This is a genomic window from Dyella amyloliquefaciens (genome assembly GCF_004296575.1).
Taxonomy (GTDB): domain Bacteria; phylum Pseudomonadota; class Gammaproteobacteria; order Xanthomonadales; family Rhodanobacteraceae; genus Dyella; species Dyella amyloliquefaciens.
In genome coordinates this window covers 428,463-451,225 of the sequence record NZ_SAYT01000005.1, presented here as the reverse complement: position 1 = coordinate 451,225, position 22,763 = coordinate 428,463, and the positions used below count along the sequence as shown (strand labels likewise).

The 22,763-nt window shown below is 64.0% G+C and carries 22 protein-coding genes; 19 read left to right on the top strand and 3 right to left on the bottom strand.

What is annotated here, in order from left to right; translation table 11 throughout:
• Window positions 1–203 precede the first annotated feature (203 nt).
• Complete coding sequence (locus EPB08_RS13825; RefSeq protein ID WP_130619685.1) at window positions 204–1,712, top strand: peptide MFS transporter; 1,509 nt, start codon at window positions 204–206, stop codon at window positions 1,710–1,712.
• Window positions 1,713–1,866: 154 nt separating this feature from the next.
• Window positions 1,867–3,375, top strand: a complete 1,509-nt coding sequence (locus tag EPB08_RS13820) for a peptide MFS transporter (RefSeq protein WP_130619684.1) — start codon at window positions 1,867–1,869, stop codon at window positions 3,373–3,375.
• Between the two features lie 266 nt (window positions 3,376–3,641).
• Here the strand turns inward: EPB08_RS13820 and EPB08_RS13815 are convergent, their stop codons facing one another.
• Entirely contained in the window at window positions 3,642–4,130 is a 489-nt protein-coding gene (locus tag EPB08_RS13815) for a MarR family winged helix-turn-helix transcriptional regulator (RefSeq protein WP_130619683.1), read from the bottom strand.
• An 82-nt stretch (window positions 4,131–4,212) separates the two neighbouring features.
• Between EPB08_RS13815 and hppD the strand changes: the two genes are divergently transcribed.
• The 17 genes from hppD to EPB08_RS13730 all read left to right on the top strand — a co-directional run bounded on the left by hppD (window position 4,213) and on the right by EPB08_RS13730 (window position 20,777).
• Window positions 4,213–5,310: a 4-hydroxyphenylpyruvate dioxygenase gene (hppD, locus tag EPB08_RS13810; protein ID WP_130619682.1), complete on the top strand. Its 1,098-nt coding sequence runs from the start codon at window positions 4,213–4,215 to the stop codon at window positions 5,308–5,310.
• 59 nt (window positions 5,311–5,369) lie between these two features.
• A complete protein-coding gene (locus EPB08_RS13805) occupies window positions 5,370–5,768 on the top strand; it encodes an endonuclease domain-containing protein (RefSeq protein WP_130619681.1) in 399 nt (132 codons plus the stop codon).
• 20 nt (window positions 5,769–5,788) lie between these two features.
• On the top strand, window positions 5,789–7,090 hold the full coding sequence (hmgA, locus tag EPB08_RS13800; RefSeq protein WP_130619680.1) for a homogentisate 1,2-dioxygenase: 1,302 nt from the start codon (window positions 5,789–5,791) through the stop codon (window positions 7,088–7,090).
• Between the two features lie 65 nt (window positions 7,091–7,155).
• Entirely contained in the window at window positions 7,156–8,142 is a 987-nt protein-coding gene (locus EPB08_RS13795) for a fumarylacetoacetate hydrolase family protein (protein ID WP_130619679.1), read from the top strand.
• 123 nt (window positions 8,143–8,265) lie between these two features.
• The gene (gene hemN, locus EPB08_RS13790) at window positions 8,266–9,666 is read left to right on the top strand and encodes an oxygen-independent coproporphyrinogen III oxidase (RefSeq protein WP_130619678.1); all 1,401 of its coding nucleotides are present in this window, start codon (window positions 8,266–8,268) and stop codon (window positions 9,664–9,666) included.
• Between the two features lie 28 nt (window positions 9,667–9,694).
• Window positions 9,695–10,456 (top strand): helix-turn-helix domain-containing protein, encoded by a 762-nt coding sequence (locus tag EPB08_RS13785; RefSeq protein WP_130619677.1) that lies wholly within the window; start codon window positions 9,695–9,697, stop codon window positions 10,454–10,456.
• A 116-nt stretch (window positions 10,457–10,572) separates the two neighbouring features.
• Window positions 10,573–12,078 carry a copper-containing nitrite reductase gene (gene nirK / locus EPB08_RS13780; RefSeq protein ID WP_130619676.1) on the top strand — a complete coding sequence of 502 codons (1,506 nt, stop codon included), beginning with the start codon at window positions 10,573–10,575 and terminating at the stop codon, window positions 12,076–12,078.
• Window position 12,079: 1 nt separating this feature from the next.
• Window positions 12,080–12,841 (top strand): formylglycine-generating enzyme family protein, encoded by a 762-nt coding sequence (locus EPB08_RS13775; RefSeq protein WP_130619675.1) that lies wholly within the window; start codon window positions 12,080–12,082, stop codon window positions 12,839–12,841.
• A 10-nt stretch (window positions 12,842–12,851) separates the two neighbouring features.
• A complete protein-coding gene (locus EPB08_RS13770; protein WP_130619674.1) occupies window positions 12,852–13,415 on the top strand; it encodes an SCO family protein in 564 nt (187 codons plus the stop codon).
• Window positions 13,416–13,799: 384 nt separating this feature from the next.
• On the top strand, window positions 13,800–14,984 hold the full coding sequence (locus EPB08_RS13765; protein WP_229238342.1) for an alginate export family protein: 1,185 nt from the start codon (window positions 13,800–13,802) through the stop codon (window positions 14,982–14,984).
• Between the two features lie 92 nt (window positions 14,985–15,076).
• Window positions 15,077–15,382: a DUF2249 domain-containing protein gene (locus tag EPB08_RS13760; RefSeq protein ID WP_130619672.1), complete on the top strand. Its 306-nt coding sequence runs from the start codon at window positions 15,077–15,079 to the stop codon at window positions 15,380–15,382.
• Window positions 15,363–16,619: a hypothetical protein gene (locus EPB08_RS13755; protein WP_130619671.1), complete on the top strand. Its 1,257-nt coding sequence runs from the start codon at window positions 15,363–15,365 to the stop codon at window positions 16,617–16,619. The genes EPB08_RS13760 and EPB08_RS13755 overlap by 20 nt, the downstream gene beginning before the upstream one ends.
• Window positions 16,620–16,621: 2 nt before the next feature.
• Window positions 16,622–17,023 carry a putative zinc-binding protein gene (locus EPB08_RS13750; RefSeq protein ID WP_130619670.1) on the top strand — a complete coding sequence of 134 codons (402 nt, stop codon included), beginning with the start codon at window positions 16,622–16,624 and terminating at the stop codon, window positions 17,021–17,023.
• Window positions 17,004–17,876 carry a ubiquinone anaerobic biosynthesis accessory factor UbiT gene (gene ubiT, locus EPB08_RS13745; RefSeq protein ID WP_229238341.1) on the top strand — a complete coding sequence of 291 codons (873 nt, stop codon included), beginning with the start codon at window positions 17,004–17,006 and terminating at the stop codon, window positions 17,874–17,876. Before EPB08_RS13750 ends, ubiT begins: the two co-directional genes overlap by 20 nt.
• A gap of 107 nt (window positions 17,877–17,983) precedes the next feature.
• The gene (gene fabA / locus EPB08_RS13740; RefSeq protein ID WP_130619668.1) at window positions 17,984–18,499 is read left to right on the top strand and encodes a bifunctional 3-hydroxydecanoyl-ACP dehydratase/trans-2-decenoyl-ACP isomerase; all 516 of its coding nucleotides are present in this window, start codon (window positions 17,984–17,986) and stop codon (window positions 18,497–18,499) included.
• On the top strand, window positions 18,499–19,707 hold the full coding sequence (locus EPB08_RS13735) for a beta-ketoacyl synthase N-terminal-like domain-containing protein (RefSeq protein ID WP_130619667.1): 1,209 nt from the start codon (window positions 18,499–18,501) through the stop codon (window positions 19,705–19,707). The genes fabA and EPB08_RS13735 overlap by 1 nt, the downstream gene beginning before the upstream one ends.
• Window positions 19,708–20,009: 302 nt before the next feature.
• A complete protein-coding gene (locus EPB08_RS13730; protein ID WP_130619666.1) occupies window positions 20,010–20,777 on the top strand; it encodes an SEL1-like repeat protein in 768 nt (255 codons plus the stop codon).
• A 35-nt stretch (window positions 20,778–20,812) separates the two neighbouring features.
• On the opposite strand, the gene EPB08_RS13725 is transcribed toward EPB08_RS13730, so the two are convergent.
• Together EPB08_RS13725 and ubiU are read right to left on the bottom strand one after the other, a co-directional pair.
• A complete protein-coding gene (locus EPB08_RS13725) occupies window positions 20,813–21,691 on the bottom strand; it encodes a U32 family peptidase (protein ID WP_130619665.1) in 879 nt (292 codons plus the stop codon).
• Window positions 21,692–21,704: 13 nt separating this feature from the next.
• On the bottom strand, window positions 21,705–22,736 hold the full coding sequence (gene ubiU, locus EPB08_RS13720) for a ubiquinone anaerobic biosynthesis protein UbiU (RefSeq protein WP_229238340.1): 1,032 nt from the start codon (window positions 22,734–22,736) through the stop codon (window positions 21,705–21,707).
• Window positions 22,737–22,763 lie beyond the last annotated feature (27 nt).

The window sequence follows — 22,763 nt, the reverse complement described above, 5'->3', positions numbered from 1 at the left end:
CACTGTCATTCCCGCGCAAGCGGGAGGCGCTTTACAACAGCGAAGCTGGTCATCCAGCGCCTTGGCTTTGGCGTGAAAGTCACTGGATCCCCGCTTGCGCGGGGATGACGGCGGGGCGGGTTTGGGGCGCGGACGCGTTCGGGTCCTTTCGTAATTTCTGTCGGCGCACTTCGCGCCATTTGTTAGCAATCTAAGGGGCATGCATGAGCCACACAGCCGAGACCGCACCCGCGTCCGCGCCTGATTTCCCGCAGACGATGGGGCATCCGCGTCCGCTGTGGATGCTGTTCATGACGGAGTTCTGGGAGCGTTTCGCGTTCTACAGCGTGAGCTGGGCGCTGGCGCTGTACATCGTGGCGCACTTCTTCAACGGCGACCCGGCCGGTGAGGCCTGGGCCAGCAAGATCTACGGCGCGTACACTGCGCTGATCTACGCCACCAGCATCTTCGGCGGCTACGTGGCCGACAAGGTGATCGGTTACCAGCGCTCGATCCTGATCGGTGCGCTGGTGATGGCCGTGGGCCTGTTCGTGGTGATGCTGCCAGGCAAGGAGATCTTCCTGTTCGGCCTGGCGATGGTCGTGGTCGGCAATGGCCTGTTCAAACCGAACATCTCCTCGATGGTCGGCCAGCTCTATGGTTCCAAGGACGAACGTCGGGATCGCGGCTTCACGTTGTTCTACATGGGCATCAATGGCGGAGCGCTGCTGGCGCCGCTGCTGACCGGCTGGCTCGCCAGCCACTTCACCGACACGCCGACGCAGGAGAACTACCGCATCGTGTTCGGCGCCGCGGGCGTGGGCATGGCGCTGAGCCTGTTCTGGTTCTGGTTCGGTCGTCGCGGCCTGAAGAACGTGGGCCGTCCCGCGCCGGAAGCAGCCAGCCGCATGCGCGTGGTGTGGGTGCTGGTGGGCGTGGCGGTGGCGGTGCCGCTGGTCTACCTGCTGCTGGCTTTCATCGGCGCGAACGGCCTGCAGTGGCTGTTGAGCCTGCTGTTCGTCGGCGTGGCCGCCATGCTGATCGTGGAGGCGATTCGCCACGACCGCGTGCAGCTGGAACGCGTGATCGCGATGCTGATCATCTTCGCCTTCAACGTCCTGTTCTGGATGATGTACTTCCAGCTCGGCACCTCGTTCAACTTCCTGGCGGCCAACATGGTCGATCGCCAGATGTTCGGCGGCTGGGAGTTCCCGGTGGGCTGGTTCCAGTCGGTGAGCCCGGTGGCGATCATCGTGCTGGCACCGGTGGTGACTCAGGTGTGGTCGTTCCTCGCGCGTCGCCACAAGGAACCGTCGATTCCGCGCAAGTTCGGTTTCGGCCTGGTCTTCAACGGCCTGGGCTTCACCGCGCTGATGTATGCGCTGACCTATTCGATCGACAGCCGCGGCCTGATCCCGTTCTGGCCGCTGACCGCCTGCTACGTGCTGCAGACTGTCGGCGAGCTCTGTCTGTCGCCGATCGGCCTGTCGATGGTGACCAAGCTGGCGCCGCCGCGCCTGGTGGGCGTGGCGATGGGCGGCTGGTTCCTGTCGATGGCGGTGGGCGGCAATCTTTCCGGCCTGCTGGCGGGCCAGATCAGCGGCGAGAGTGGCATGACCGCCGCCTCGGCACTGGCTGGTTTCACCTTCAGCTTCTGGCTGCTGGCGGGCGCAGGCGTGCTGTTGTTGCTGATCTCGCCGTTGATCAATCGCTTGATGCACGGCGTGCGTTGAATGAAGGGGCGCCACGGCAGGTTTCCGTGGCGCCTTATCAGATTCGCAATATGCTGCGGTGCATTTGACGGATTCGGCGCTGGCCGGTTACATCTCCCCGTCCGCTTCAACCGGTCCGCACGCGACGTGCCGACCACACCCAACAGGGGAACGCATGACCCACGCCACCACGACCACCGCGCCGTCGGTACCCGATTACCCGCAGACCATGGGGCATCCGCGTCCGTTGTGGATGCTGTTCATGACGGAGTTCTGGGAGCGCTTCGCCTTCTACGGCATGCGCTGGGCGCTCACGCTGTACATCGTGGCGGAGTTCTTCAACAACGATCCGTCGGGGCAGGGCTTCGCCAGCCGCACCTATGGCGCCTATCTGGCGCTGGTCTATGCGGCGGCGGTGTTCGGCGGCTATGTCGCCGACCGCATCATTGGCTACCAGCGCTCGATCCTGGTCGGCGCCATCGTGATGTCGGCCGGCCTGTTCCTGATCATGGTGCCGAACCAGGACATCTTCCTGCTCGGCCTGTCCACCGTGATCGTCGGCAATGGCCTGTTCAAGCCGAACATCTCTTCGATGGTGGGCCAGCTCTACGGCGTGAGTGACGCGCGCCGCGACCGCGGCTTCACCCTGTTCTACATGGGCATCAACGCGGGTGCACTGTTCTCGCCGCTGATCACCGGCTGGATGGCGAGCTATTTCACCGACACGCCGATGCAGCAGAACTACAAGCTGGTGTTCCTGGCATCGGGCATCGGCATGCTGATCAGCCTGTTCTGGTTCTGGGTCGGCCGTCGCCAGCTCAAGGGCGTGGGTCGCCCGACGGCGGACCAGGCCAACCGCATGCGCGTGCTCTACGTGTTCATCGGTTGCGTGCTTGCCATCCCGCTGGTCTACCTGGTGATGGCGAAGGCCGGCGCCGTGGTGCTGCAGTGGATGCTCAGCGTGCTGTTCGTGGGTCTGTCCGCGCTGCTGCTGGTGGAAGGCATCCGCGAGGGCAAGGTGCAGCGCAACCGCGTGATCGCGATGCTGATCATCTTCGTGTTCAACGTGCTGTTCTGGATGTTCTACGAACAGGCGGGCAGCTCGTTCAACTTCCTCGCGCAGAACATCGTCGACCGCAAGATGTTCGGCGGCTGGGAATTCCCGGTGGGCTGGTTCCAGTCGGTCGCGCCGTTGGCGCTGGTGCTGCTGGCGCCGTTCGTGTCCATCGCCTGGGGCTGGCTGGACAAGCGCAACATGGAGCCTTCGATCCCGCGAAAGTTCGGCCTGGGCCTGCTCGGCAATGCGCTGGCCTTCGTGGTGCTGATGTACGCGCTGTCCAGCCTGGTCGATAGCCGCAACCTGATCCCGTTCTGGCCGCTGGTACTGGTCTACGTACTGCAGACCCTTGGCGAGCTGTGTCTGTCGCCGATCGGCCTGTCGATGGTGACCAAGCTGGCGCCGGTGCGCCTGGTGGGCTTCGCCATGGGCGGCTGGTTCCTCTCCACCGGGATCGGCAACAACCTTTCGGGCATCTTCGCCGGCCACGTCAGCGGCGAAACCGGCATGACCGTCGCCTCCGCGCTGAGCGGCTTCACCTTCAGCTTCTGGCTGCTGGCCGGGGCGGGTGTGCTGTTGTTCCTGATCGCGCCGCTGATCAACCGGTTGATGCACGGGGTGAAGTAAGGAAGCCCTCAACTCCGTCATTCCAGCGAGGTGCCTTTCAACAGCCGCAGGCTGGTCAAGCGGGACAAGCGCGAAGCGCGCAGAACGCCCGTAGGGCGGCCCCGAAGGGGTGAGCGTAGCGAGTCATCCAGCGACTTTTCGGTGCAATAAGAGCCAAGGCACTGGATGACCAGCTTCGCTGTTTTGAAGCGCCTCCCGCTTGACCAGCTTTTCAGCTGTTGAAGAGCACCTCGCGGGAATGACGATCAAAAGGTGGCGCTTACTGCCTACTTCGGCTCGATCGCCTGCAGCTTGTCGAGGATGCGCAGCAGCCAGGTGCGCTCCTCTTCGTCGAGCTTTTCCAGAAGGTTGCGCTCGTGCGCCCGCGCCATCGGCGCCACCACCTCGTGGATCGCCCAGCCGGCCTCGCTCAGGCCCAGCACCGAGCGGCGCTTGTCGCCATCGTGGGTGGCCCGGGTCACCCAGCCGGCCTCGACCAGCTTGGCCAGGGCCCGGCTCACCGCCACCTTGTCCATCAGGGTGCGTTCGGCCACTTCACGTGCCGACAGGCCGTCAAATCGCGCCAGCACGGCCATCACGCGCCACTCCGTCATGCTGAGGTCGAAACGCCGCTGGTAGTCGTCGGCGATGGCCTGGCTGACCGCATTGGACAGGATGGAGAGCCTGTAGGGCAGGAAATGCTCCAGCTCCAGCGGGGCATGGTCGGGATGGCGTTCAGCGGACACTGATGCGATGCTCCTTGCAATTGGTTTCATATGTAACTATAACGCTGGGATTATGAGGATGGTCGCACGCTTGGCGTAGGGCCATTGAGCATCGATCCACCAGGAGATTCCCATGAGCGCGCAGCCCAATCTTGGCATGCAGGTCACCACCTTCGAAAACCCCATGGGCATCAACGGCTTCGAGTTCGTTGAGTTTGCCGCCCCGGCCGGTCGCGAGCAGGAGCTGCACGACCTGTTCAAGAGCATGGGCTTCAGCGCCGTGCTCAAGCACAAGAGCCGTCCGATCACGGTCTACCGCCAGGGTGACGTGAGCCTGCTGGTCAACGAGGATCCGGACTCCTTCGCCGCCGAATTCGCCAAGGCGCATGGTCCTTGCGCCGCAGGCTTCGCCATCCGCTTCAAGAAGCCGGCCGACGAGGTGCGTGCCACCGTGCTCGGTAACGGCGGTGAGTCGCTGGGCGAACTTGGCGAAGCCACCAAGGCGATCAACGCGCCGGTGGTGAAGGGCATCGGCGACTGCATGCTGTACCTGGTGGATCGTTACGGCGACACGGGCAGCATCTACGGCGACGACTACGCGCCGATCCCGGGTGCCGAGCAGCATCCGAAGGGTTTTGGCCTCACCTTCATCGACCACCTCACGCACAACCTCTACTTCGGCAACATGCAGAAGTGGTCGGACTACTACGAGCGCCTGTTCAACTTCCGCGAGATCCGCTACTTCGACATCAAGGGCGCCAAGACCGGCCTGGTGTCCAAGGCGATGACCGCGCCGGACGGCATCGTGCGCATCCCGCTCAACGAATCGAGCGATCCGAAGTCGCAGATCAACGAGTACCTCGACGCCTATCACGGCGAAGGCATCCAGCACATTGCGCTGTTCACCGACAACATCTATGACACGGTGGAAGCGATGCGCGCGCAGGGCGTGGAATTCCTCGATACGCCGGACACCTACTTCGACGTGATCGACATGCGTATTCCGAACCACGGCGAGGACGTGCCGCGCCTGGCGAAGAACAAGATCCTGATCGACGCCGATCCGGAGACCAAGCAGCGCAAGCTGCTGCAGATCTTCACGCAGAACAACATCGGCCCGATCTTCTTCGAGATCATCCAGCGCAAGGGCAATGAAGGCTTCGGTGAAGGCAACTTCCAGGCGCTGTTCGAGTCGATCGAACGCGACCAGATGAAGCGCGGCTTCCTGTAAACGCTTTTGCTCTAAAGCCCCTCTCCCTGCGGGAGAGGGGTTGGGGAGAGGGTGCGGAAATGCGCGGAGGCAGGAAGCCACCGTTGCCAACCAGAACGCGCGGTCATGCGCGCGAACTTCGGCATTCAAGTACGGAAGCCGAACAGCGCCTCTGGCTCCACCTTCGGGCAGGGCGCTTGAACGGGCTTAAATTCCGCAGGCAGCATCCCATCCCTCCCTACGTAGCGGATTTTTACTGCGACTCGGCCAGGCTGGTGATCGAGCTTGACGGTTCGCAACACAACGAGGGCGCAGACGAAACGCGCACTCGTTTTCTTGAATCGCTTGGCCTCAAGGTCCTGCGCTATTGGGACAACGAGGTTCTGCAACAAACGGCTGCGGTGCTCGAGGCTATTCTTGGCGCTGCGCAAGACCGAACCCTCACCCCAACCCCTCTCCCGGAGGGAGAGGGGCTTTAGAAAAAGCACAAGGCGGATGCATGTCTGATAAGGCCAGCAAGGGTTACCAATCCGGTTTCGCCAACGAATTCGCCACCGAGGCCATGCCCGGCGTGCTGCCTGAAGGGCAGAATTCGCCACAGCAGGTCGCGCACGGCCTGTATGCCGAGCAGCTGTCCGGAACCGCCTTCACGGCGCCGCGCCACAGCAACCGCCGCAGCTGGCTGTACCGGATTCGCCCGGCGGCGATGCATCACCCGTTCGATGCGGTGCCGGAAGGCCGCTTCCACAACCGCTTCAACGAAGTGCCGGCGAATCCAAACCAGCTGCGCTGGGACCCGCTGCCGCTGCCTGGCGAGCCCACCGATTTCATCGACGGCATCGTCACCATGGCGGGCAACGGAGGTCCGGCCGAGCAGTCGGGCGTCGGCATCCACCTGTACGTGGCCAATCGCTCGATGCAGGGTCGCTTCTTCTACAACGCCGACGGCGAGCTGCTGATCGTGCCGCAGCAGGGGCGCCTGCGCCTGGCTACCGAGTTCGGCGTGATCGAGCTGGAGCCGCTGGAAATGGCGGTGATTCCGCGTGGCGTGCGTTTCCGCGTGGAGCTGCTGGACGAGACCGCGCGAGGCTATATCGCCGAGAACTTTGGCGCGCTGCTGCGCCTGCCGGACCTCGGTCCCATCGGCAGCAACGGCCTGGCCAACCCGCGTGACTTCCTCACGCCGGTGGCCGCGTATGAAGACGTGGAAGGCAAGTTCGAACTGGTCGCGAAGTTCCAAGGCAACCTGTGGCGTGCGCAGATCGATCACTCGCCGCTCGACGTGGTCGGCTGGCATGGCAACTACGCGCCATACAAGTACGACCTGCGCCGCTTCAACACGATCGGCTCGATCAGCTACGACCATCCGGACCCGAGCATCTTCCTCGTGCTGCATTCGCCCAGCGACACCGCGGGCGTGAGCAACATGGACTTCGTGATCTTCCCGCCGCGCTGGCTGGTGGCGCAGAACACGTTCCGCCCGCCGTGGTTCCACCGCAACATCGCCAGCGAGTTCATGGGCCTGATCACCGGCGCCTACGATGCCAAGGCCGAGGGTTTCGTGCCGGGCGGCTCCTCGTTGCACAATTGCATGAGCGGCCACGGGCCGGACGCGGCGACGTACGAGAAGGCGTCGACCCGTGACCTGTCCCAGCCGGACGTGATCACAGGCACCATGGCCTTCATGTTCGAGACGCGCCGGGTGATCCATCCGACCCGGCAGGCGCTGGAATCGAAGCAGCTGCAGGGCAGCTACTACGAGTGCTGGCAGGGCATCCAGAAGCATTTCACCGGCAAGTAAGGCCGGGTCACCGTATCCACCAAGAACGACAGGGCCGCGCCCCGGCGCGGCCACCGGAGCAAAACATGAAACTGGGTTCCCTGAAGGAAGGCGGCCGCGACGGTACGCTCATCGTTGTCAGCCGCGACCTGGCCAAGGCCGTGAAGGCCACGGGCATTGCCGCCACCCTGCAGGCCGCCCTGGACGACTGGTCCAACGTGGCGCCGCGCCTGAATGCGCTGTCGGACGATCTCAACGCAGGCAAGGCCGCCGATGCGTTCGCGCTGGACGTCACCGCGATGGCGTCGCCGCTGCCGCGTGCCTACGAGTTCGTCGACGGCAGCGCCTATCTGCCTCACGTGGAGCGCGTGCGTCGCGCCCGCGGCGCCGAGGTGCCGGAATCCTTCTACGTCGATCCGCTGATGTACCAGGCCACCAGCGCCGGCTTCCTGGGCCCCCGCGACCCGGTGGTGGTGCCCAGCGAGGACTACGGCATCGACCTCGAAGCCGAAGTGGTGGTGGTCACCGACGACGTGCCGATGGCGGTGACGCCGGCGCAGGCGGCGGGCCATATCCAGCTGGTGGGCCTGGTCAACGACGTGTCGCTGCGTGGCCTGATTCCCGCCGAACTCGCCAAGGGCTTCGGCTTCCTGCAGTCCAAGCCGCGCTCGGCGCTGTCGCCGGTGTTCGTGACGCCGGACGAACTGGGCGACGACTGGCAGGACGAGAAGCTGCACCTGCCCATGCGCACCTGGCTCAACGGCCAGTGGTTCGGCGAGGCCGAGTGCGGCGTGGACATGCAGTTCAACTTCGCACAGCTGGTGGCGCATGCCGCCAAGACCCGTCCGCTGACCGCCGGCACCATCGTCGGCTCGGGCACCATCGCCAACGAAGACACCGGCAAGGGGGCGTCGTGCCTGGCTGAGCAGCGCACGGTGGAAACCCTGCGTGACGGCAAGCCCAGCACGCCGTTCCTGAAGTTTGGCGACAGCCTGCGCATCGATGTCACCGACGCGTCCGGCGCCTCGATCTTCGGCTCCATCGAACAGGTGATCGCGCCGCAGAAGCGCTAAGCGACATGGGTGTGACCTGCGGCGCTTTACCACAGGGATTTGCGCCGGAAACCTACACTAAATGTCGCAGGCGCCTGACTGGCGTCAGATGAGTCTCGCAGGGGCGGTTCGATACTGCCGCCCATGCGCACCGATACCATCGTTCCCGAATTCGACGCCACCCTCATCGCCCGGTACGACGTCGCCGGACCGCGTTACACCAGCTATCCGACGGCACCGCAGTTCCATACCGGGTTCGATGAAGCCGCCCTGCGGGCGGCGGCGCAGGCCTCCAACGAAGACCTCGTGCCACGGCCGTTGTCGGTCTACGTACACGTGCCCTTCTGCTTCAGCCCTTGCTTCTACTGCGGCTGCATGCGCGTCATCACGCGCGATATCGCCAAGGCGGACCACTACCTGGAGCTGCTGTTCCAGGAGATCGCCATGGCGGGGCCGATGTTCGATCGCGACCGGCCGCTGAAGCAGCTCCATTTCGGTGGCGGCACGCCGAACTACCTCGACCTGCCGCGCATGACAGCGGTGATCGAAACGCTGGAGCGGCATTTCGACTATCGCCGCCAAGGGGAGCGGGAGTACGGCATCGAGATCGACCCGCGCTTCGCCGACGGCCGCTACATCACGGAACTGGCCACGCTGGGCTTCAACCGCATCTCGGTGGGTATTCAGGATTTCGATCCGGCCGTGCAGAAAGCCGTCAACCGCATCCAGAGCGTGGAACAGACACGCGAAGTGCTGGATGCGGCGCGCGCCTCGGGCTATGGCTCAGTGAGCGTGGATCTCATCTACGGGCTCCCGCGTCAGACCCTCGATGGCTTCGACCGCACCCTGGACGAAGTGCTCGGTCTCGCTCCGGATCGTATCGCCGTCTATGGCTACGCCCATCTGCCCAAGCTGTTCAAGGCGCAGCAGCAGATCGACGCCAATGAACTGCCCGATCCCGCCACGCGACTGGCGCTGTTCGGCCGCGCCTTCAAGCGCCTGTGCGATGCGGGTTATGTCTACGTGGGCATGGATCATTTCGCGCGCGCCAACGACGAACTGGTGCGTGCACAACGCAGTCGCACGTTGCAGCGCAACTTCCAGGGTTATTCAACCCACGGCGACTGCGACATCATCGGACTCGGCGTCAGCGCCATCAGTCGCATTGGTGACAGTTACAGCCAGAGTGCGCGCGACCTCATCGGTTACGAAGCCGCCATCAAGGCGGGGCGCCTGCCGGTGGCACGTGGCATTTCGCTAAGTGGCGACGATCTCATCCGCCGCGCCGTGATCAGTGAGCTGATGTGCCACGGTGAACTCGATATGCGCGGCTTCGGCGAGCACCATCAACTGGATTTTTCCGACCGCTTCACCATGGAGCTGGATCGACTGCGCGAGCAAGCGTCCGACGGCCTGGTGGAAGTGGATGACGCGACGATCCGAATCACTGCGCGCGGACGTCTGCTCTTGCGCAACATCGCGATGAACTTCGACGCGTACCTCAATAACCCGGCAGAAACGTCCCGCTACTCGCGCACGATCTGACGGATGAGACCCAGCTAGGGGGCTGAACATGCTTTCCGGGAAGTCCATCGACTGCACGCTCCATCCGTGCAATCCCATTGCGGATGATGGTGACGAGGTCCATTTCTGCAGTACCTGTGCCTTCTCCGATGCCTGCCTGTCGGTGGGTTACGGCAAGCCTGAGCTGTCCGCACTCCATTGCCTGGTCGAACACGTGGGGCCGTATCGCACGGGGGCGCATGTATTTCGAACGGGTGACCCGTTCCGCGCGATCTATGCGGTGCGCGCCGGCACGGTGAAGACCTGTGTGGTCGACAAGGATGGCCGCGAACAGGTGCTGGGTTTTTACCTGCCGGGCGAAGTGATTGGCCTCAACGCGATCTATCCGGACCAGTTTCCCTGCGACGCGGTGGCCTTGGAAGCGGCCCAATTCTGTCGCTTCTCGTTCCCCGCCATGAGTGCGCTGGCGTCGCGCATGCCAGCCTTGCAACAGCACCTGTTCCGCCTGCTGAGCAAGGAGCTTGGCACAGCGACGCTGCTCGCTGCCGACCACACCGCGGACGAACGCATGGCCGCATTTCTGCTGGACCTGGGCGATCGCTATCAGGCGCGAGGTTTTTCGGGAACGCAGTTTCGACTGAGCATGGCACGCGGCGACATTGCGAACTACCTGCGCCTTGCCGCCGAAACGGTGAGTCGCGTGCTGGGGCGCTTTCGCAGTCAGAAACTCATCGACATCAACGGGCGATCCGTCACGTTGCTCGATCGAAAAGCGCTTCGCGATATGGCTCGCGACGAGTGTGCGAACTAAAGGAAACGCCGTGGCAGGTTGACGCATTTGGTCATGCGCTTCGCCGTCTCTGACATCAGTCAAGCGGAGATTCATGACGCTGCCTAGGCTTGAGTTGGGAATCAAGGGAGAAACCCATGTCACGATTGTTAGCCACTGTACTCATCGCCGCTGGCTTGCTGCCCGGGGCCGTACTCGCCGGCAAGGCACCACTGGCCGTAGTTGCCGCGGCCAGTCCGGCGCCTCTTGCGGCGCCGATAGATTTCGGACCGCCACAAGGTGAACCTATTCACGCGGTGCTCGGCATTCCGCCGAATGTGCCACCGCCGATCAATCGCAAGACCCCTGCCAAGGTAATCGTCGATCTCGAAGTGATCGAGAAGGAAATGCAGATTTCCGAGGGTGTCACCTACACCTACTGGACCTTCGGCGGCACCGTGCCAGGCAGCTTCATCCGCGTACGCCAGGGCGACACGGTGGAGTTCCATCTGAAGAACTCGCCCGACAACAAGATGCCGCACAACATCGACCTGCACGGCGTCACCGGTCCGGGCGGCGGTGCGGCGTCGAGCTTTACCGCGCCGGGTCATGAAAGCCAGTTCACCTTCAAGGCGCTCAACGCCGGCCTCTACGTGTACCACTGCGCCACCGCACCGGTGGGCATGCACGTCGCGAATGGCATGTATGGCCTGATCCTGGTCGAGCCACCGGCAGGTCTGCCGAAGGTGGATCATGAGTACTACGTCATGCAGGGTGACTTCTACACCACGGGTAAGTACCGCGAGAAGGGTCACCAGCCGTTCGACATGGACAAGGCCATCGAGGAGCGTCCGACCTACGTGCTGTTCAACGGTCACGAGGGTTCGCTCACCGGCGACCATGCGCTGACCGCCAAGGTGGGTGACTCGGTGCGCCTGTTCGTGGGCAACGGCGGCCCGAACCTGGTGTCGAGCTTCCACGTGATCGGCGAGATCTTCGACAAGGTCTATTACGAAGGCGGCACGCACGCACAGGAAAACGTGCAGACCACGCTGATTCCCGCCGGTGGCGCGATGATGGCGGAGTTCCATGTCGACGTGCCGGGCAGCTACGTGCTGGTCGACCATTCGATCTTCCGTGCCTTCAACAAGGGCGCACTGGGCATCCTCAAGGTGGACGGTCCCGAGAACAAGGCGATCTACTCCGGCAAGGAGGTGGACTCGGTGTACCTGGGTGATCGCGCCAATCCCAACCTGCACGCTGTGGCCGCGGCCGCCAAGGCCAATGCCTCCGGCACGCTGAGCAAGGACGACCAGATCGCCGCGGGCAAGCAGCTGTTCACCGGCACCTGCTCGGTCTGTCACCAGGCCAATGGTGAAGGTCTTTCGGGCGTGTTCCCGCCGCTTGCCAAGTCGGACTATCTGGCAAAGCAGGACAAGGACCATCTGATCGGCATCCCGCTGCACGGCCTGACCGGCAAGGTCACCGTCAACGGCAAGGAATACGACTCCGTGATGCCGCCGATGAGCCAGCTGACGGACGACGAAGTGGCGAACATCCTCACCTATGTGCTGAACAGCTGGGACAACCCGGGTGGACAGGTGAGCAAGGAGGAAGTGTCCAAGGTACGTGCCACGCCGGCACCGGCAGCCACGGGGCACTGAGATGAAACAGCTGGCCGTGATCCTTTCCGGCCTGCTGCTAGCCCTCCCGGCAGCGGCGGCAGACTATGTCGCCTTGCCGGGAGGCAGCTTTTCCAGCGTGCTCCCGGCGGATGGCAAGGTGGCGCCGGCGCGTATTGCGCCGTTCCGTTTGCGCATCGAGCCGGTGACCAATGCCGAGTTCCTGGCGTTCACGCAGAAGCGTCCCGAGTGGCAACGTGATCGTGTGCCGGCATTGTTTGCCGACGCAGGATATCTATCTCAGTGGGCCGGCAATGATGCGCTGGGAGCGGCGATATCGCCTTCGCAGCCCGTTACACGCGTCAGCTGGTTTGCGGCGGAGGCGTATTGCGAGAGCGAGCAGGCACGCCTTCCCACCTGGTACGAGTGGGAGTACGCGGCCGCAGCCGATGGCCAGCGCGCCGATGCCCGCAAAGATCCCGCCTGGCGCGAGCGTGTGCTGGTCTGGTACAGCCGTCCATCGAATGCGCCGCTGCCGGAGATCGGCGGACCCGCCGACGTGCATGGCGTGCGCGACCTCAATGGCGTCGTATGGGAATGGGTCGACGACTTCAATGCGCTGCTGGTGGGCAGCGACAGCCGTGACCAGGATGGCGCGGACAAATTCAAGTTCTGTGGCGCCGGTGCGCTCAACATGCAGGAGAAGGAAAACTACGCCACGCTGATGCGCGTGGCCATGTTGTCCTCGCTCAAGGCATCCAATACCACCACCAATCTTGGCTTTCGTTGTGCGAAGTCCGACTGAGGAATGATCGATGAAGCGGCTGCTCGTGTTGCTATGCCTGGTGTTATGCAGTGCGGCTCAGGCAACGACACCGTTGCCCAGGGATTCGATCTACCAGCTGGACGTCAAGCTGACCGACCAGGCCGGCAAGACGTGGCCGTTGGCGTCGCGTCGTGGCCACGTGCAGCTGGTATCGATGTTCTATTCGTCGTGCACGATGGTATGCCCGATGATCGTGGACACGCTGAAGCTGACCCAGAAGGCGGTGGACGAGCCTGACCGCGACCGGGTGGATCTCCTGCTGATCAGTTTCGATCCCGCGCGCGACAGCGTGGCGGTGCTCAACCAATACGCCGAGCGGCGCAAGCTTGAAGCGCCACGCTGGACGCTGGCCCGCGCCGAACCGGCGCCTACCCGTCAACTCGCGGCATTGCTTGGCGTCCAATATCGCCCTCTGCCGGACGGCGACTTCAATCACTCCAGCGAACTCCTGTTGCTGGACGAAGAAGGGCGCATCGTGGCGCGTACCACCGTCATCGGGCGCCTCGATCCCGAGTTCGTGCAGGTGGTGAAGAAGACGCTTAGCGCACCTTAGCCTTCGCTGGCCGGTCACGCACGAATCACTTTTTGCCTTGGTGCGAAGGGGCGGGTGGTGCTCGTCCATCGCTCCTAAGAAGCATGCGTGGGATACATCATCTCAGGCACCAACGTAGTGTCGTTCGCTGCAGTCGTTTTCGTCCCTATGGCGATAGTGAATGTGCGACTAGCGCGCTTTCAGCGCGAAGAGTCATCCGTGCTTCTGCTTTTGACGCGGCGCGTTGTCACATTAACTCTCCATGCGCCATCGAATTGACGACGGTCAGGCCGGATCGCCGCATACCTGTCGAGACTAGCTTCACTCAATGGGGAGTAGCTCGACAGGAGTAGTTGGATGAAAAGGGCATGCCATCGTCGTTCATTGGCAGCATGTGGTTTGGCCATGCTTGGTGTTTCTTTCGCAGCGAATGCCCAGTCGGGCACGGACGCATCAACGCCGCTGCAAGTGGAATGGAATGCGCGACTTCGTCATGAGCAGGTTGACGATGACGCATTCCACCACGATGCACAGGCGAATACCTTGCGGCTTCGCCTGGGTCTGCACGCCAATTTTGGTAGCGGCTGGAGTGGTTTCATCGAGGGTGCGGGCGTAGCGAGCGCCAACGATCATTACAACAGCGGGGCGAATGGTCAGACGCAGTATCCGGGCATCACCGATCCGCATGGCACCGAACTCAACCAGGCCTGGCTGGCGTGGCAGGGCAGCGACTTCGGTGCCAAGGTCGGTCGACAGGAGATCGTGCTCGACAACCAGCGCTGGGTAGGCAACGTGGCCTGGCGGCAGTTCGAGCAGACCTTCGACGCCGTCAGCATGCAATGGAAGCCGGCTGCGAATTGGACTTTGCGCTACGACTGGCTCGATCGCGTGAACCGCGTGGCCGGGCCGGATGCGCTCAATCCACTGGCCCGCAACCGTTTGCTCAACACGCATCTGTTCAACGCCGCCTGGTCCCATGGCAGCCAGCAGGTGTCGGGTTACGCGTATCTGCACAAGGACAAGGACGTCGCCACGGCCTCCACCGCGACTTACGGTGCGCGCTGGGTCGGCAAGCCGTCACCGGAGGGCGGATTCAGCTGGGCAGTGGAAGGCGCACGCCAGTACGACTACGCGAACAATCCGCAGAACTTCAGCCACAGCTACTGGCTGCTGGAGCCTGCGTGGACGCAGTGGGGTGTCACGGGCAAGCTGGCCTGGGAACATCTGGGTGGCGATGGCCACACCGCACTGCAGACGCCGCTGGCCACGCTGCACGCCTTCAACGGCTGGGATGACCAGTTCACCGTGACGCCGGTGAACGGCCTCGAGGACTACTACGTATCCCTCAACGGCAATCTCGGCAAGCAGGGCTGGGCAAGCAAGCTCGGCTGGGTCGTGGCCTATCACGATTACCACGCCGACAAGGGCAGCATGCATTACGGCGACGAGTGGAATGCGTCGCTGTCGTTCCCGCTGGTGCCGGGGTTGACCGGACTGGTGAAGGTCGCCAGCTACAATGCCGATCATTACGCGCACGATGACACCAAGGTCTGGCTGCAACTGGAATGGCAGGGCAAGCAGCCGCTGTAACGAAGCCGTAGTTGCCCGTCCCGGGTGACGGCTTCATCGATGCGCTGACTCAGGTCAGCGCATCGCCGCGGCAGATTCGATGAAATGACGGCATGAATACGTCTACTCATACCTGCGTATGCCGTGGCTCGGGAACTGCTGCGGCTACGGCCTTGCTCGATCTTCGCTCCCTGCAACCGCCGGAGCCGATGCAGCAGGCATTGGCGGCAGCAGACCGATTGGCACCGGGTCAGGTGCTGGAAGTCCTGACCCCGCTGATGCCGATGCCGTTGCTGTCAGCGTTGGCCGAGCGTGGCTTGCAGGCACAGGCGATCACGCTTTCCGGGGGCGGCGCGAAAGTGATCATTCGTTGCATTCCGCACGGGGCTGCGACCGGTCATGGCCCGGCTGGCGCTTGACCAGGCGCCGATCGTTTCGCTTCCGCGTCGGTTCCTGTGCTCCATGCCGATCTGGGGCGTGCTGGCAGGCCTGCTGCTGGTGATCGATGGCGACAGCTTGCTGCGATCGCGTTGGCATCCTGGCACGCTGGCTTTGGTGCATACCATCACCCTGGGCGTGCTCGGCAATGCCATGTTCGGCAGCCTGCTGCAGTTCCTGCCGGCCGCCGCCGGGGTTCCGCTTCGCGGTGAGCGGCTGGGCGCCTGGGTGCACGTCGCATTGAACGCGGGTGCATTGTCACTCGTGTGCGGCTTCTATCTCGGCTCGTCCGTGCTGCTGACGCTGGGGGGGCTGCTGTTGCCGCTGGCATTCCTGGCCATGGCCGGCATCATCCTGCCCGCGGTGTGTCGCTCCGCCGGGCAACGGCTGCTGCGAATGGGCGTCGGCGCATCGCTCGTTTACGGACTGGCAACGGCCTTGGTTGGCGGCGCTCTGGCACTTTGCGGCAGCGGCCGGTTGTCGTTGGCCATGCCGAAGTGGGTGGATGTCCATGCATCGTTCGGAGTGCTCGGTTGGGTCGTGCTGCTGCTGGCCAGCGTGGGGCGCGTGGTCATGCCGATGTTTCAGGGCACCGGCGTGCCGCCGGTGAAGTGGCATGCGGCCTGGCTCGGCAGTGTGGTGGTGCTTTTGCCGATTGCCGCAGCCCTGCGTCTGTCCGGCATGAACGAAACGGGCTTGCCGGCGACGCTGGCGCTCTTCGGCATGTCGTTCGCACTCACGGTGGCCTGGCTGCAGATGCGCACGACCCAGGCACGTCGCGGCCCCCTGTGGTGGAGCTGGCGAGGGGCTGCATTCGCGTTGATGGCATCGGTGCTGGCGCTGCCATGGCAAAGCCACGCGCCCTTGCTTGCGGCAGCGCTTGCGCTGGGTGTGGCGTTGCCCTTGCTGGTGACCGGCATGGCACTGGAAATCGTCGCCTTCCTGGGCTGGATCGAACTTCACCGGCGTGTTGGTCGAGGTGTTCAGTTGCCCGGCGTGCAGCGCCTGATGCCCGCAAGAGAGCGTGGTGCGGTGGCTATCGCCCTGGCTGTTGCCGGCACGATGGTCGTACTGGCGACGCTGTATCCCGCGGCGTGGATTGCCCGTGCGGCGGGGTTGCTTCAGTGCGTTGCATGGGGAGGAGTGGCGGCCGCTTTCCTCGGCACGCGCCGCCGCGTGCAGCGGTTCTTGCGTGATCAAGCGAATCCGGGACGGTGAACATGCCCAAGGGAACTCTCGTCTACGCCTGCTCGGGATGCTCGAGCGCGGCACAGATGGCCAATCACCTTGCGTTGCGTCTCGATCGCGAGGGGGTGGCGGAAATGTCCTGCATCGCAGGTGTGGGTGGTGGTGTGCCCGGTCTGGTGCGGACGGCAAAAAGCGGGCGACGGATACTCGCACTCGATGGATGTGAGATGCGCTGCGTGGCTGCCTGTCTGGCGCGCGCAGGAGTGGTCGCCGACGCTCATCTGGTGCTGTCGGACTACGACGTCAAGAAACGACAGCATGTGGACTTCGCGCCGGATGAGGCATCACGCGTGTATGCCGGCGCCGTGCTGCCCGCTGCGCATGCCTTGATCGTCGCCAATGAGGAGCATCCCGGTGCTGTCGCTTCCGCGTGATCGCTGGTTCCTTGATCGTGCGCGTGGCGCCATCGATGGGGTCGATGACGGATTGATCCTTCTTTTGGCGGCACGTCGGCGTCTCGTGCGAGTCGTCGCATGGCTGAAGTCGCGTGCCGGCATGGCTGGTCGGGACACTAGCCGTGAGCAGCGCGTGCGTGCCCGTGCGCAAACACTCGCAGCGCGCGTTGGCGTGCCAGATGCCACGGCACGCACGCTGCTCGACCTTGCCATTGACGATGCCTGCCTGCAGCAAGGCCTCGTTGGCGAAAGTGGCCGCCTTGATGTTGGTCAGGGCAGGGAGATGCCGCCCAGGTCGATGATTCCCGCCATGCCGATATCGATTGCTCCCTCCACGCTGGCGCCGCAGGTACTGGGCTGGATGCCGCCGCCGCGCCGTATGGCACCGCTGGTTCGCGCCATTCCTGGCCGCTGGCAGCACGCCCTGCTGGAGAAGGCGATGAGCCGCGTGCTCGTTGCACCGTTGCGCGACGGTTCGCTCGATTTCATGAAGGGGCGCCGCCTCGGCATCGAAGTCAGCGACCTGGGCGTGCGCTGGGTGCTCACCTGGGACCACGGGCGCCTGCGCGTGATAGCAGGCGAACCGGAAGCCTGCGTGCGTGGCAGCGCGACCGATCTTCTGCTTCTGGCTGGCCGTCTCGAGGACGCAGATACGCTGTTCTTCCAGCGCGCACTCGTACTCACCGGCGATACCGAGCTGGGGCTGACTGCACGCAACCTGCTCGAACGCCTGCCCTGGGAGGACGTGCCGCTGGGCCTGCGCATCGCCCTTCATCGAGGTGCGGGCCTGGCGCGGATGGCGCGGGAAGCCCATCGCGAGCGACGGGGTTGATGTCGCTTTGCCGCACCCGGCATCGCGCCGCGCCTCTTTGATCCGCGTCAGGGCCGACAGGGAAGGGGTACACCAGACTCGCGATTCTCTTCTTCTGCGGACATGACATGACACGCGCTTCCTCGTTTGATCGCGAGCAGCTACTCGCCTGCGCCCGCGGCGAACTGTTCGGCCCCGGCAATGCGCGCCTGCCATCGCCGCCCATGCTGATGTTCGACCGCATTACGCACGTGGATGAGCATGACGGTGCCTTTGGCAAGGGATCGCTGCGCGCGGAGCTGGATATCAGCCCGAACATGTGGTTCTTCGAATGCCACTTTGATGGCGACCCGGTGATGCCCGGCTGCCTGGGTCTGGATGCCTTGTGGCAGCTCAGTGGCTTCTTTCTGCCGTGGCTTGGCCTGCAAGGTCGCGGTCGAGCGCTTGGCGTCGGCCAGGTGAAGTTCACCGGCCAGGTGCTGCCCAGCGCCCGCCTGGTCAGCTACGAGGTGGACATCAGCCGCGTGATCAAGGGTCGCATGAACGTGGTGGTCGCCAACGGCTCCGTCCACGTCGACGGACGCCAGATCTATGTGGCCACTGACATGCGCGTGGGCCTGTTCCAGTCGACGGAGGGTTTCTGATGCGTCGCGTCGTCGTCACCGGCATGGGTATCGTCTCCTGCCTCGGGCATGCATCCGACGCAGTGACGCAGGCACTACAGGATCTCAAGAGCGGCATTTGTGCCATGCCCGAATACGCCGCCAAGGGCTTGCGCAGCCATGTGGCCGGCATGCCGAAGATCGACCTCGAGGCACTGATCGACCGCCGGCTGCGGCGATTCATGGGCGACGCCGCGGCTTACGCCTATCTCGCCATGCGCTCGGCGGTGGAAGACGCGGGTCTCGCGCTCGAACAGATTCGTCACCCGCGCATTGGCGTGATCGCCGGTTCGGGCGGCGGCTCGGCGCAGTGGCAGATCGAGACGGCCGATCTGCTACGCGAAAAGGGTGTGCGCCGCGTGGGCCCCTGCATGGTGCCGAAGACCATGTGCTCCACCGTGTCCGCCACCCTGGCGACGGCATTCGGCATCCTGGGTCTGAGCTATTCCATTGCCGCGGCGTGCGCCACGTCGGCACACTGCATTGGCGCCGCGGCCGACCTGATCCGTCATGGCGCGCAGGACGTCGTCTTTGCCGGCGGTGGCGAAGAAGTGCATTGGGGCATGACCGCACAGTTCGACGCGATGGGTGCGCTGTCCTCCCAGTACAACGCGACACCGGAATTGGCCTCAAAACCGTATGACGCCTCACGCGACGGCTTCGTCATCGGCGGCGGTGGCGGCATGCTGGTGCTGGAGGATTACGAACACGCCAGGAAGCGGGGTGCAACGATCCACGCCGAACTGGTGGGCTATGGCGTGACGTCCGATGGCGCGGACATGGTGGCGCCTTCGGGCGAAGGTGCCGTGCGCTGCATGCGCCTGGCTATGGCCAACTGCGAAGGTCCGATCGATTACCTCAATACGCATGGCACGGCCACACCGCTGGGGGACATCGTTGAACTCACCGCGGTGCGCGAGGCCTTCGGACCGGATGTGCCGCCACTGTCTTCCACCAAGGCGTTGACGGGACATGCGCTGGGGGCTGCCAGCGTGCACGAGGCGATCTTCAGCCTGTTGATGCTCAAGGGCGGCTTCATGGCCGGCTCGGCCCATATCGACCAGCTCGATGAGCGCGCGCAAGGTTTCCCGATATTGCGTGAGACGCGCGATGCGGCATTGAGGACGGTGATGTCCAACAGCTTCGGCTTCGGTGGTACCAACGCCAGCCTGGTATTTGCGAGCGTCTGACCGGAAAACGCAGACCATTCGATCCATTCACTCCGAAGCCAGGCCTGCTTCTTCATCAGGCCTGGAGGGGCGATTGCGTGGGCCGTGGACTCTCCCTGGCTATTTCGCAAAATGGCGTGATGCGATAGTTCCTCACTCGGAAGCACGCGGAACTACTACCGGCACCCCGGAGGCCAACGGGCAGACGAGCGGCACGGGGAGTTTGAGCCTCTAGGTACGGCTTACCAAGAACAGGTCGCCTGGACTCCGGTCGTGGACCTGAGGCCTCCGCAACCTTGGACTGAGGGCATCGAGGTGTTGCCATGGTCGGCGCAAGAGAGATGTTCTGCACGCTGGTACTTATCGCCACCACCGCTGCATGCCCGTCCCGTCCAGCGTTGGGGACGGTCCTGGCCGTTATGGTTCCAGGCGATTCGGATGCTGCGAAGGCCGCCACTGAGTTTCGACCCGATCGCAGTCTTGAAGAGGTCGGCGCATCGTATTGCGCACGCGGGCTAGAGCGCTTCCTGCCTGGTAGCTATTACTACTGCGTTGGAAGACGCGAGCTGGCCAAGGGGCATGCGGCGGCCAGCGCAAACGCCCTTGAACAAGCGGCGCGTTGGGCCAGCAAGCAAGCCCAGTTCCTGCTCGGCGTTGGGTACTACAAGGGTGACTTCGTTCCCTTGGATCGGGCGCGTGGGCTTGCTTGGTTGACCCTGGCGGCAGAGCGCGGTGATGTGGTGTATCTAGCCGTCCTGAACTCGGCCAGGGGGCATGCTCTTCCAGAGGAGCTGCGCAAGGCAGAACAACTGCTCCAGGACATGAAGATGACCTACGGTGATGAGGTGGCTGCACGCCGCGCGGAACGACGTTATCGGCGGGAACGAGATGCGCTGACGCGTGGCGAAGTTTATGGCGCCGTGATTTGTATCGAGGGGCTCAACGTAGACCACATAGGCAGTGGCGGTTGCCAGGCCGCACAGCCGGTCTGGATGGTCGCCCGGAAAGTGGACAACCATGCCGCGGAACTGTTTCAGGGCTGGCAGGGCCACGTCACGGTCGGGGATCTGCAGCCGTGGCCTAACCGTTAGTTACCGTAGCGGACAAGGGGGCGCGCCACTGGCTGTCAAGGCAGGTCGACTGATCGCATCCCTGCCGTGCCGTGCCAGTAGCCGTTGCGCGCACCGATGCGCGGCGGTGGCGTGACGGAGCGGCGGGCGAGATCGAAGTGCGCCACGATGTCTTCCATGCCTTCGGCTTGCGGATACAGGCGCAGCACATCCACGCCGAGTGCTCGCAAGGTAGGTAGCTCGGGGCCGAGATCGGTGATCTCTTCGCCCTGGATCTGGATGCCGTTGATGCGCAGGAACGGGCGGCCTTCGCGCGTGGCCAGGGGCAGGCCATCCGGATAGTCGATGCAGCGGAAGCCGCATTGGTCTTTTGCCACATCCAGCGCGCGTGCTGTGAAGCATCGCGCGGAATAGGACAACGGCAGGCGTCCAAAGCCGATGACCTCGAGTTCGGGTATGTCGGAGCCTTCTTCCATCAAGGCGCTGCGCAGTTCGTCGATCAGCACGGCGCCCTGTTCGACGCCAGGCACCCAGCGGCGCAACCCGTCTTCCATCAGCATGGCCAGCGCGCGATGGTTGTACACGTTGAGCGTGGGGCCGGCCACGAAGGGCACGCCACGTGTCCGGCACAGCTGGATGGCGGAGAGGTCGTTCGCCTCGATCCATCCCTGGCCCTGCTCGATGAGGCGTTGCAGTGCGCCCAGCTCGGATTCGGCCTCGATCAGCGCGAGCGACGACAGCACGATCTGCTTGCCGCTTTCCGCCAGCTCGTGGGCGAGCATGATCCAGTCGAGCGTGCGCAATTCGCGGCGCTTGCTGCATACCGTCTCGCCGAGGTAGATGATGTCCAGCGGCCACGTGGCGGCTTCGCGATAGAACGCGAAGGTGCGCGCGCGCGGCCAGAAGTACTGCAAGGGGCCGAGGCTGAGTTTCATGGCGTGCTTCGTGTCAGTGCCAATGGCGGTGATAGGGACCAAGCGTGGTCTGGTGACCTTCCGCGTGCCTGGCGAGCGCGGACTGCCATTCGGGTCGTGTCTGCCAGCGCTCGGGCGCGGCGCTGTAGCGATCGAGCGCTTCTCGCCAGGTACGTGTCACCGAGGTCACATAGGCCACGCCGCGCTGGCGTCCTTCGATCTTCAATGCAGTGACGCCGGCGCTCGCCAGGCGAGGCAGCAGTTCGAGCGTATTGAGGCTGGTGGGTTCTTCCAGCGCGTGGAAGGTTTCGCTGCCTACGGCGTAGCGACCCTTGCACACGGTGGGATACCCGGCGGGCTCCGAAGGATCGAAGCGATCGATCAACACTCGGTTGAGGCGCACGCTGCGCCCGCCGTCGCCATGTTCCTCCCAGCGCACGAAGCTCGCCGGCGAGCACACGCCGTGACGATTTGGTGAGGCACCGGTGACGTAGCTGGACAGCTGGCAGCGTCCCTCCACCATGATGCAGAGGCTGCCGAACGCGAACACTTCCAGAGGTACCGGTGCCTGCTCGCACAGGCGCTCCACCTGCTGCACCGACAGCACGCGAGGCAGCACGGCGCGGCTGATGCCGAAGCGCTCATGCATGTAGCGCAGTGCCGGTGCGGTGGTGGCTGAGCCTTGCACCGACAGATGGCGAGCGAGCTTGGAATGGTGGTGAGCGGCGTAGTCGAGCACAGCCATCTCGGCGGCGATGATGGCGTCGCACCCCAGCGATGCGGCCTTGTCTACCGCCGCATGCCAGTGCGACAGGCGCGCGCTGTCCGGATAGGTGTTGAGCGCGAGGTAGACCTTGCGCTGGCGCGTCTGCGCATAGGCGATGCCTTGCCGCAGCTCCTCGTCGTTGAAGTTGAGGCCGGGGAAGGCGCGCGCGTTGGTCTGGTCGCGCAAGCCGACGTAGACCGCATCCGCGCCGGCATCCACCGCCGCTTTGAGGGCCGGCAGGTTGCCGGCGGGACAGACCAGTTGCATGCAGACCTCGACACCCAGGACGTCGGGCTGCATCCTGATTGTCGCGGGGTAAGGCGTCGC

Excerpts from the sequence above, each read along its gene's own strand:
- EPB08_RS13755 (WP_130619671.1), top strand. The coding sequence starts at position 15,363 with ATGGCCCGGCTGGCGCTTGACCAGGCGCCGATCGTTTCGCTTCCGCGT.
- EPB08_RS13730 (WP_130619666.1), top strand. The coding sequence starts at position 20,010 with ATGGTCGGCGCAAGAGAGATGTTCTGCACGCTGGTACTTATCGCCACC.
- hppD (WP_130619682.1), top strand. The coding sequence starts at position 4,213 with ATGAGCGCGCAGCCCAATCTTGGCATGCAGGTCACCACCTTCGAAAAC.
- EPB08_RS13770 (WP_130619674.1), top strand. The coding sequence starts at position 12,852 with ATGAAGCGGCTGCTCGTGTTGCTATGCCTGGTGTTATGCAGTGCGGCT.
- EPB08_RS13815 (WP_130619683.1), bottom strand. The coding sequence starts at position 4,130 with ATGAAACCAATTGCAAGGAGCATCGCATCAGTGTCCGCTGAACGCCAT.
- EPB08_RS13735 (WP_130619667.1), top strand. The coding sequence starts at position 18,499 with ATGCGTCGCGTCGTCGTCACCGGCATGGGTATCGTCTCCTGCCTCGGG.
- hemN (WP_130619678.1), top strand. The coding sequence starts at position 8,266 with ATGCGCACCGATACCATCGTTCCCGAATTCGACGCCACCCTCATCGCC.
- fabA (WP_130619668.1), top strand. The coding sequence starts at position 17,984 with ATGACACGCGCTTCCTCGTTTGATCGCGAGCAGCTACTCGCCTGCGCC.
- EPB08_RS13775 (WP_130619675.1), top strand. The coding sequence starts at position 12,080 with ATGAAACAGCTGGCCGTGATCCTTTCCGGCCTGCTGCTAGCCCTCCCG.
- nirK (WP_130619676.1), top strand. The coding sequence starts at position 10,573 with ATGTCACGATTGTTAGCCACTGTACTCATCGCCGCTGGCTTGCTGCCC.
- EPB08_RS13725 (WP_130619665.1), bottom strand. The coding sequence starts at position 21,691 with ATGAAACTCAGCCTCGGCCCCTTGCAGTACTTCTGGCCGCGCGCGCGC.
- EPB08_RS13760 (WP_130619672.1), top strand. The coding sequence starts at position 15,077 with ATGAATACGTCTACTCATACCTGCGTATGCCGTGGCTCGGGAACTGCT.
- ubiU (WP_229238340.1), bottom strand. The coding sequence starts at position 22,736 with ATGCAGCCCGACGTCCTGGGTGTCGAGGTCTGCATGCAACTGGTCTGT.
- EPB08_RS13805 (WP_130619681.1), top strand. The coding sequence starts at position 5,370 with ATGCGCGGAGGCAGGAAGCCACCGTTGCCAACCAGAACGCGCGGTCAT.
- EPB08_RS13795 (WP_130619679.1), top strand. The coding sequence starts at position 7,156 with ATGAAACTGGGTTCCCTGAAGGAAGGCGGCCGCGACGGTACGCTCATC.
- EPB08_RS13820 (WP_130619684.1), top strand. The coding sequence starts at position 1,867 with ATGACCCACGCCACCACGACCACCGCGCCGTCGGTACCCGATTACCCG.
- hmgA (WP_130619680.1), top strand. The coding sequence starts at position 5,789 with ATGTCTGATAAGGCCAGCAAGGGTTACCAATCCGGTTTCGCCAACGAA.
- EPB08_RS13765 (WP_229238342.1), top strand. The coding sequence starts at position 13,800 with ATGCTTGGTGTTTCTTTCGCAGCGAATGCCCAGTCGGGCACGGACGCA.
- EPB08_RS13785 (WP_130619677.1), top strand. The coding sequence starts at position 9,695 with ATGCTTTCCGGGAAGTCCATCGACTGCACGCTCCATCCGTGCAATCCC.
- EPB08_RS13825 (WP_130619685.1), top strand. The coding sequence starts at position 204 with ATGAGCCACACAGCCGAGACCGCACCCGCGTCCGCGCCTGATTTCCCG.
- EPB08_RS13750 (WP_130619670.1), top strand. The coding sequence starts at position 16,622 with ATGCCCAAGGGAACTCTCGTCTACGCCTGCTCGGGATGCTCGAGCGCG.